General features: G+C 67.6%; 5 protein-coding genes. All 5 read left to right on the forward strand.

Annotation, left to right across the window (positions count from 1 at the left end):
* The first annotated feature begins 80 nt into the window (after positions 1 to 80).
* On the forward strand, positions 81 to 4268 hold the full coding sequence (gene rpoB, locus OF850_RS06750; protein WP_301589177.1) for a DNA-directed RNA polymerase subunit beta: 4188 nt from the start codon (positions 81 to 83) through the stop codon (positions 4266 to 4268).
* 99 nt (positions 4269 to 4367) lie between these two features.
* Entirely contained in the window at positions 4368 to 8630 is a 4263-nt protein-coding gene (rpoC, locus tag OF850_RS06755; RefSeq protein WP_301589179.1) for a DNA-directed RNA polymerase subunit beta', read from the forward strand.
* Positions 8631 to 8900: 270 nt separating this feature from the next.
* On the forward strand, positions 8901 to 9272 hold the full coding sequence (gene rpsL / locus OF850_RS06760) for a 30S ribosomal protein S12 (RefSeq protein ID WP_207539845.1): 372 nt from the start codon (positions 8901 to 8903) through the stop codon (positions 9270 to 9272).
* 11 nt (positions 9273 to 9283) lie between these two features.
* Entirely contained in the window at positions 9284 to 9760 is a 477-nt protein-coding gene (rpsG, locus tag OF850_RS06765; protein ID WP_301589185.1) for a 30S ribosomal protein S7, read from the forward strand.
* 27 nt (positions 9761 to 9787) lie between these two features.
* The coding region (locus OF850_RS06770; protein ID WP_301589197.1) for a GTP-binding protein at positions 9788 to 9900 on the forward strand (113 nt) is incomplete at its 3' end.

The following is a 9900-nucleotide window of genomic DNA, read 5'->3' on the forward strand; positions in this document are numbered from 1 at the left end:
TCAGGGGGCAGGGTGTCCCCTGGAGCATCGAATCCAGCCGGCCGACTTCGCGCCGGGCGTTTGAGGAAAGCGGGACACGCATGAACGCCATCAGCAAGGCTTTCACGGCACGCAAGCGCATTCGCAAGAGCTTCGGGCGGCTGCCCGAGGTAGCGCCGATGCCCAACCTGATCGATGTGCAGCGTGCCTCCTACGCTACCTTCCTGCAGATGGACGTGCACCCCGATGCGCGCACGAATACCGGCCTGCAGGAGGTGTTCAAGTCCGTCTTCCCGATCAACGACTTCGCCGGCCGCGGCCGCCTCGAGTTCGTCCAGTACGAGCTGGAGGAGCCGAAGTACGACGTCGAGGAATGCATCGCCCGTGGCCTGACCTATGCCGCGCCGCTGAAGGTGAAGCTGCGCCTGATCGTCTGGGACCTGGACGAGGACACCGGCGCCCGCTCGGTCCGCGACATCAAGGAGCAAGATGTCTACATGGGCGACATGCCGCTCATGACGGATAACGGCACCTTCATCATCAACGGCACCGAGCGCGTCATCGTCTCGCAGATGCACCGCTCCCCCGGCGTGTTCTTCGACCACGACAAGGGCAAGACGCACTCCTCCGGCAAGTACCTCTTCGCCGCGCGCGTCATCCCCTATCGCGGCTCCTGGCTCGACTTCGAGTTCGACGCCAAGGACATCTGCTACGTGCGCGTGGACCGCAAGCGCAAGCTTCCCGCCTCCACCCTGCTGATGGCGCTCGACAGCGCCGAGACGGAGGCGAGGCGCGCCGAGCGCGCCGCCAACGGCACGGAGATGGAGCCGGGCGAGATCCGCGGCATGGATGCCGAGGAGATCCTGAACCACTTCTACGGCCAGGTGACCTATCGCCGCGGCCCCAAGGGCTGGTCGCGCGCCTTCGACCCCGAGAGCTTCAAGGGCGTGAAGCTGCTGGAGGACCTCGTGGACGCCTCCACCGGGCAGGTGGTCGCGAAGAAGGAGGACAAGCTCACCCCGCGCGCCGCGCGCAAGATCGCCGAGGCCGGCACGACCGAGGTGTTGGTCGGCCGCGCCGACCTCCTGGGTCGCTTCGTGGCCGAGGACCTCGTCAACATGCAGACCGGTGAGATCTGGGCCGAGGCGGGCGACGAGCTGACCGAGCCGCGCCTCGCCGCGATCGAGGAAGCCGGGCTCGACACGCTGCCGACGCTAGCCGTCGACCAGACCGTCGGCCCCTGGATGCGCAACACGCTGGCGGTGGACAAGAACACCTCCCGTGACGAGGCGCTGATGGACATCTACCGGGTCATGCGCCCGGGCGAGCCGCCGACGCCGGAAACGGCGGAGACCCTGTTCCGCGGCCTGTTCTTCGACGCCGACCGCTACGACCTGTCTTCGGTCGGCCGCGTGAAGATGAACATGCGCCTCGGCTTCTCCATGGAGGAGGCGCCGGACCACCTGCGGACGCTCCGCAAGGGGGACATCGTCGCCACGCTGCGCGTGCTGATGGACCTGAAGGACGGCCGCGGCTCGATCGACGACATCGACAACCTTGGCAACCGGCGCGTGCGCTCGGTTGGCGAGCTGATGGAGAACCAGTACCGCGTCGGCCTGCTGCGCATGGATCGCGCGATCAAGGAGCGCATGGGGTCGGTGGATATCGACACCGTGATGCCGCATGACCTGATCAACGCGAAGCCGGCGGCGGCCGCGGTGCGCGAGTTCTTCGGCTCCTCGCAGCTGTCGCAGTTCATGGACCAGACCAACCCGCTCTCCGAAGTGACGCATAAGCGCCGACTTTCGGCGCTGGGTCCGGGCGGCCTGACACGCGAGCGCGCGGGCTTCGAGGTGCGCGACGTGCACCCGACGCATTACGGCCGCATCTGCCCGATCGAGACGCCGGAAGGCCCGAATATCGGCCTGATCAACTCCCTCGCGACCTTTGCGCGGGTGAACAAGTACGGCTTCATCGAGACGCCCTACCGCCTCGTGCGCGACGGCAAGATCGTGGGCGACCCGCGCTACCTGTCCGCCATGGAGGAGGAGCGCCTGGTCGTCGCGCAGGCCGACGCGCAGGTGGACGCCGCCACGGGCGAGTTCCAGTCCGAGCTGGTCTCGGTCCGCCAGGGCGGTGACTTCCGCCTGGTGAAGCCCGAGGAGGTGACGGCGATCGACGTGTCGCCGAAGCAGCTGGTTTCCGTTGCCGCGGCGCTCATCCCGTTCCTGGAGAACGACGACGCCAACCGCGCGCTGATGGGCTCCAACATGCAGCGCCAGGCAGTGCCGCTCATCAAGAGCGACGCGCCGCTGGTCGGCACGGGCATGGAAGCCGCGGTGGCGCAGGATAGCGGCGCCGCCATCTCCGCCCGCCGCGACGGCGTGGTGGACCAGATCGACGGGGCGCGCATCGTGGTGCGCGCGACGGGCGAGGACGGCCAGACCGTGGGCGTGGACATCTACCGCCTGCGGAAGTTCCAGCGCTCCAACCAGAGCACCTGCATCAACCAGCGTCCGCTGGTGAAGGTGGGCGACCGGGTGCACGCCGGCGAGATCATCGCCGATGGGCCGAGCACGGAGCTGGGCGAGCTGGCGCTGGGCCGCAACGTGCTTTGCGCCTTCATGCCGTGGAACGGCTACAACTTCGAGGACTCCATCCTCATCAGCGAGCGCATCGCGCGCGACGACGTCTTCACCTCGATCCACATCGAGGAGTTCGAGGTCATGGCCCGCGACACCAAGCTGGGCCAGGAGGAGATCAGCCGCGACATCCCGAACGTGGGCGAGGAGGCGCTGCGCAACCTTGACGAGGCGGGCATCGTCTATGTCGGCGCCGAGGTGAACCCGGGCGACATCCTGGTCGGCAAGGTCACGCCGAAGGGCGAAAGCCCGATGACGCCAGAGGAAAAGCTGCTCCGCGCCATCTTCGGCGAGAAGGCCTCCGACGTGCGCGACACGTCGCTGCGCCTGCCGCCGGGCGTGTCCGGCACGATCGTGGACGTGCGCGTCTTCTCCCGCCGCGGCGTGGACAAGGACGAGCGCGCCATGGCGATCGAGCGCGCCGAAATCGAGCGCCTGGCCAAGGACCGCGATGACGAGCGCGCGATCCAGGAGCGGTCCTTCTATGGCCGCCTGCGCGAGCGCCTGCTGAACCGCAAGGCGGCGGGCGGCTTCAAAGGCGTCAAGGCCGGCACCGCCATCACCGACGAGGTGCTGGACGGCTTCGCCAAGGCGACCTGGCGGCAGATCGCCGTGCAGGACGACGCGGCGATGGTCGAGGTCGAGGCGCTGAAGCGCGAGTTCGACGCGGCGGTGGAGCGCATCCAGAAGCGCTTCGACAGCAAGGTCGAGAAGCTGCAGCGCGGCGACGAGCTGCCGCCTGGCGTGATGAAGATGGTCAAGGTCTTCGTCGCGGTGAAGCGCAAGCTGCAGCCCGGCGACAAGATGGCCGGCCGTCACGGCAACAAGGGCGTCGTTTCCCGCGTCGTTCCCATTGAGGACATGCCGTTCCTCGAGGACGGGACCCCGGTGGACCTCGTGCTGAACCCGCTCGGCGTGCCTTCGCGCATGAACGTGGGCCAGATCCTGGAAACCCACCTGGGCTGGGCCTGCGCCAATCTCGGCCGTCAGGTCGGGGACCTGGTGAACGAGTTCCAGCGCACCTCCGCGGTGCGGGACGAGCTGCTGGCCAAGCTGCGCGACGTCTACGGCGACGAGATCTTCGACCGCGACATCGCGCCGATGACCGAGGAGCAGCTGATGGAGCTGGGCGAGAACCTGCGGAAGGGGATCCCCATCGCCACGCCGGTCTTCGACGGCGCCCGCCCCTCGGACATCGAGACGATGCTGGCGAAGGCGGGGCTCGATTCCTCCGGCCAGATGTGGCTGCACGACGGCCGCACCGGCGAGAAGTTCGAGCGCAAGGTGACGGTCGGCTACATCTACATGCTGAAGCTGCATCACTTGGTGGACGACAAGATCCACGCCCGCTCGATCGGCCCCTACTCGCTGGTCACCCAGCAGCCGCTAGGCGGCAAGGCGCAGTTCGGCGGCCAGCGCTTCGGCGAGATGGAGGTCTGGGCGCTGGAAGCCTACGGCGCGGCTTACACGCTGCAGGAGATGCTGACGGTGAAGTCGGACGACGTGTCCGGCCGCACCAAGGTCTACGAGGCGATCGTCCGCGACCAGGACAGCTTCGAGGCCGGCATTCCCGAGAGCTTCAACGTCCTGGTGAAGGAGCTGAAGTCGCTGGGCCTCAACGTGGACCTCGAAAACCGCGGTTCCTGACCCATATCGGGGGGCCGGCCTTCTGGCCCCCCGGACATTGACGACACCCCGAAGCATGGCCCCGGCATCGCGCGCAGCCGGGGCGGAGAGCGAGGCGGCATGAACGAGCTGATGAAGATCCTGGGCCAGACCGGCCAGGCGATGACCTTCGACCAGATCAAGATCTCCATGGCCTCGCCGGAGCAGATCCGCTCCTGGTCGTATGGCGAGATCAAGAAGCCCGAGACGATCAACTACCGCACCTTCAAGCCGGAGCGGGACGGGCTGTTCTGCGCCCGCATCTTCGGCCCGATCAAGGACTACGAGTGCCTGTGCGGCAAGTACAAGCGGATGAAGTTCCGCGGCATCGTCTGCGAGAAGTGCGGCGTCGAGGTGACGCTGGCCAAGGTGCGCCGCGAGCGCATGGGCCACATCGAGCTGGCCGCCCCCGTCGCGCACATCTGGTTCCTGAAGTCCCTGCCCAGCCGCGTCGGCCTCATGGTGGACATGAGCCTGAAGGAGCTGGAGAAGGTCCTTTACTTCGAGAACTACGTCGTGCTGGAGCCGGGCCTGACCGACCTGAAGCTCCACCAGCTGCTGACGGAAGAGCAGCTGATGACCAAGCAGGACGAGTTCGGCGAGGACGGGTTCCGCGCCGGCATCGGCGCCGAGGCGGTGAAGGAAATCCTGAACGGCCTCGACCTCGACAAGGAAGCGCCGCGCCTGCGCGCCGAGCTGAAGGAGACCACCTCCGAGGCGAAGCGCAAGAAGCTGGTCAAGCGGCTAAAGCTGATCGAGGCCTTCGCGGAGTCCGGCGCCCAACCGGAGTGGATGATCCTGGACGTCGTCCCGGTCATCCCGCCCGAGCTGCGCCCGCTGGTCCCGCTGGATGGCGGCCGCTTCGCGACCTCCGACCTCAATGACCTGTATCGCCGCGTCATCAACCGCAACAACCGCCTGAAGCGGCTGATCGAGCTGCGCGCGCCCGACATCATCGTGCGCAACGAGAAGCGCATGCTGCAGGAGTCGGTGGACGCGCTGTTCGACAACGGCCGTCGCGGCCGGGCGATCACGGGCGCCAACAAGCGTCCGCTGAAGTCGCTCTCGGACATGCTGAAGGGCAAGCAGGGCCGGTTCCGCCAGAACCTGCTCGGCAAGCGCGTGGACTACTCGGGCCGCTCGGTGATCGTGGTTGGGCCGGAGCTGAAGCTGCACCAGTGCGGCCTGCCCAAGAAGATGGCGCTGGAGCTGTTCAAGCCCTTCATCTACTCGAAGCTCGAGAAGTACGGCCACGCCTCCACCATCAAGCAGGCCAAGCGGATGGTGGAGAAGGAGCGTCCGGAGGTCTGGGACATCCTCGAGGAGGTGATCCGCGAGCACCCGGTCCTGCTGAACCGCGCGCCGACGCTGCACCGCCTGGGCATCCAGGCCTTCGAGCCGGTGCTGGTCGAGGGCAAGGCGATCCAGCTTCACCCGCTGGTCTGCACCGCCTTCAACGCCGACTTCGACGGCGACCAGATGGCCGTGCACGTCCCACTGAGCCTCGAGGCCCAGCTGGAGGCGCGCGTGCTGATGATGTCCACCAACAACATCCTCAGCCCCGCCAACGGCAAGCCGATCATCGTGCCGTCGCAGGACATCGTGCTCGGCCTCTACTACCTGTCCCTCGACACGCCGGAGTTCCGCGTGGAGAAGGAGCAGGCGGAGCGCGCGGAGTCGCTGCTGAGCGGCATCGCCGGCAAGACGGCAGAGCAGCTTTCCACCGACCAGCGCGCGGCACTCGAGTACCGCCCGCGGGTCTTCAGCAACCTGGGTGAGGTGGAGCAGGCGCTAGCCACCGGCGCCGTGGCGCTGCACTCGGCGATCTATGCGCGCGTTCCGGCCCCGACCGAGGCCGAGATGGGCCGGACGCTGCGCGTGCTCACCACGCCGGGCCGTCTGATGATGGGTGCGCTGCTGCCGAAGCACCCCGCCCTGTCCTTCGACCTGGTGAACCGGCTGCTGACCAAGAAGTCCATCTCGGACGTGATCGATGCCGTGTACCGCCATTGCGGCCAGAAGGAATCGGTGATCTTCGCCGACCGCCTGATGGGCCTCGGCTTCCGCCACGCCGCGAAGGCCGGCATCTCCTTCGGCAAGGACGACATGGTCATCCCCGCCGAGAAGGAGGCCATGATCGCCCGCACCAAGGACGAGGTGAAGGAGTTCGAGCAGCAGTACCTCGACGGCCTCATCACTTCGGGCGAGCGCTACAACAAGGTCGTCGATGCCTGGTCCCGCTGCACGGACGAGGTGGCGAAGGCCATGATGGCGGAGATCCAGAAGCAGGAGGTCGGCAAGCCCACCAATTCGGTGTGGATGATGTCGCATTCCGGCGCGCGCGGGTCGCCGGCGCAGATGCGCCAGCTGGCCGGCATGCGAGGCCTGATGGCCAAGCCCTCGGGCGAGATCATCGAGCAGCCCATCATCTCCAACTTCAAGGAGGGGCTGACCGTCCTCGAGTACTTCAACTCCACCCACGGCGCCCGCAAGGGCCTCGCGGACACGGCGCTGAAGACCGCGAACTCCGGCTACCTGACGCGCCGTCTCGTGGACGTCGCGCAGGACTGCATCATCATGGAGCCGGATTGCGGCACCGAGCGGGGCCTGAACGTCCGTGCCATCATGGACGGCGCGGACGTGGTGTCCTCGCTGTCCGAGCGCATCCTCGGCCGGACGGCGCAGGAGGACGTGGCGGACCCGGCGACGGGCGAGGTCATCGCGCCCCGCAACACGCTGATCGACGAGGCTCTGGCCGAGCGGATCGAGACGGCGGGGGTCGAGGCGCTGAAGATCCGCTCCGTCCTCACCTGCGAGAGCACGACGGGCGTCTGCGGCCATTGCTATGGCCGCGACCTGGCGCGCGGCACGCCGGTGAACATCGGCGAGGCGGTGGGCGTCATCGCGGCTCAGTCCATCGGCGAGCCGGGCACGCAGCTGACGATGCGGACCTTCCACATCGGCGGCGCGGCCCAGCGCGGCGCGGAGCAGTCTGCGGTCGAGGCGACGGTGGACGCCAAGGTGAAGCTGGTGAACCTGCATCTGGTCACCAACAGCTCCGGCGCGCCCATCGTGATGAGCCGCAACTGCGAGGTGGCCCTGCTGGACGCCAATGGGCGCGAGCGCGTGCGCTTCCGCGTTCCCTACGGCGCGAAGATGCTGGTCCAGGAAGGCGTCGAGGTCACGCGCGGCCAGAAGCTGGCCGAGTGGGACCCGTTCACCCTGCCGATCCTCACCGAGATCGGCGGCACGGTGGAGCAGGCCGACCTGATCGACGGCATCACCCAGATGGAGCGCACGGACGACGTCACCGGCCTGTCCTACAAGGAGGTGATCGAGTTCAAGGGTGCCAAGGGGGCCGACCTCCGGCCGCGCCTGATCCTGCGTGACGCGCGGGGCCAGGTGATGAAGCGGGAGAACGGTTCGGACGCCATCTACTTCCTCACCCCCGGCACGATCGTGGGCATCGAGAATGGCGCCTCCGTCCATGCTGGCGACGTCATCGCCCGCATGCCGCGCGAATCGTCCAAGACCCGCGACATCACGGGCGGCCTGCCGCGCGTGGCGGAGCTGTTCGAGGCGCGCCGACCCAAGGACGCCGCCATCATCAGCGACATCGATGGGCGGGTGGAGTTCGGCAAGGACTACAAGGCCAAGCGCCGTATCATCGTGAAGAGCGACCCGATCGGCGACGAGCCCGGGATCGAGCGCGAGTATCTGGTGCCGAAGGGCAAGCACGTCTCGGTGCAAGAGGGTGACTACGTCAAGGCCGGCGACCCGCTCGTGGATGGCCCCCGCGTGCCGCACGACATCCTGCGCGTCCTGGGCGTCGAGGCGCTGGCGAACTACCTCGTCAACGAGATCCAGGACGTGTATCGCCTGCAGGGCGTGAAAATCAACGACAAGCACATCGAGGTGATCGTTCGCCAGATGCTGCAGAAGGTCGAGATCCTCGAGCCCGGCGACACGACCTTCCTCGTTGGCGAGCAGGTGGACCGCTTCGAGTTCGATCACGAGAACGACAAGCGCCTGAAGCTGGGCGAGCGTCCGGCCCGGGCCGAGCCGGTCTTGCAGGGCATCACCAAGGCCTCGCTGCAGACCCAGTCCTTCATCTCGGCCGCCTCCTTCCAGGAGACGACCCGCGTGCTGACCGAGGCGGCGACCGCCGGCAAGGTGGACACGCTGGGCGGGTTGAAGGAGAACGTGATCGTCGGGCGCCTGATCCCGGCGGGCACCGGTTCCGTTATGGCGCGGATGCGCGCCCTGGCGGCGCAGCGCGACGCGGGCCGCCTCCCGGCCGCTCAGCCGGCGCTGCCCGACCCCAACGCCGCGGCTGCGGAGTAGGGCCATGCGCGGGGCGCAGCACGGCGCCCCGCGGAACCGCCTTCTGTTGCTTGACTCCTCATGGGGCGGGCAGTAGAAGGCGCCTCTCGCTACGGGGCCCCGGCCTTGTGGCATGTTGGTTCAAACGCCTTGCCTGGGGCGCCGCGGCTGCAACGCCGCCGAGACCTCGGGTTCGATGCGGTGGCCCGCCCGCGACGCACTCTTGCGTCCGGGTGGGCCTCGCTTCGTTCGGGGCGGGCGGATTGCGGAACGAGTTCACGAAGGGGCGTCATGCCGACGATCAACCAGCTCATCGCCCAGGGCCGCGAGCCCCGGAAGAGCCAGAACAAGGTGCCCGCGCTGCAGGGCTGCCCGCAGAAGCGTGGCGTCTGCACGCGCGTCTACACGACCACGCCGAAGAAGCCGAACTCGGCGCTCCGCAAGGTCGCCAAGGTGCGCCTGACCAACGGCTTCGAGGTGGTGAGCTACATCCCGGGCGAGGGCCACAACCTGCAGGAGCACTCCGTGGTGCTGATCCGCGGCGGTCGCGTGAAGGACCTTCCGGGCGTGCGCTACCACATCCTGCGCGGCGTGCTGGACACGCAGGGCCTGCCGAAGCGGCGCAAGCGGCGCTCGCTCTACGGCGCCAAGCGTCCGAAGTGAGGGGCTGAGAGATGTCGCGTCGTCACCGCGCAGAGAAGCGCGAAGTCCTGCCGGATCCGAAGTTCGGCGATGTCGTCCTGAGCCGTTTCATGAACGTGCTGATGTATGACGGCAAGAAGTCCGCGGCCGAGGGCATCGTGTATGCCGCCATGGACACGCTGAAGCGCAAGGGCGGGCCCAACAGCGACCCGCTGCGCCTGTTCCACGAGGCGATGGACAACGTGAAGCCGGCGGTCGAGGTGCGTTCGCGCCGCGTCGGCGGCGCGACGTACCAGGTTCCCGTCGAGGTTCGGCCGGAGCGGCGCCAGGCGCTGGCCATCCGCTGGCTGATCGACGCCGCGCGCAAGCGTGGCGAGAGCACGATGGAAGAGCGGCTTTCGGCCGAGCTGATGGACGCGGTGAACAACCGCGGCACGGCCGTCAAGAAGCGCGAAGACACGCACCGGATGGCCGAAGCCAACAAGGCCTTCAGCCACTACCGCTGGTAACACCCCTTTCGGATTGGACTGACGACGATGGCCAAGGCGAAGTTTGAGCGCACCAAGCCGCACTGCAACATTGGGACGATCGGCCATGTGGATCATGGCAAGACGTCCTTGACGGCGGCGATCACCAAGGTTCTGGCGAA

The organism is Sabulicella glaciei (genome assembly GCF_026183895.1).
In the GTDB taxonomy this organism is placed as follows: domain Bacteria; phylum Pseudomonadota; class Alphaproteobacteria; order Acetobacterales; family Acetobacteraceae; genus Roseococcus; species Roseococcus glaciei.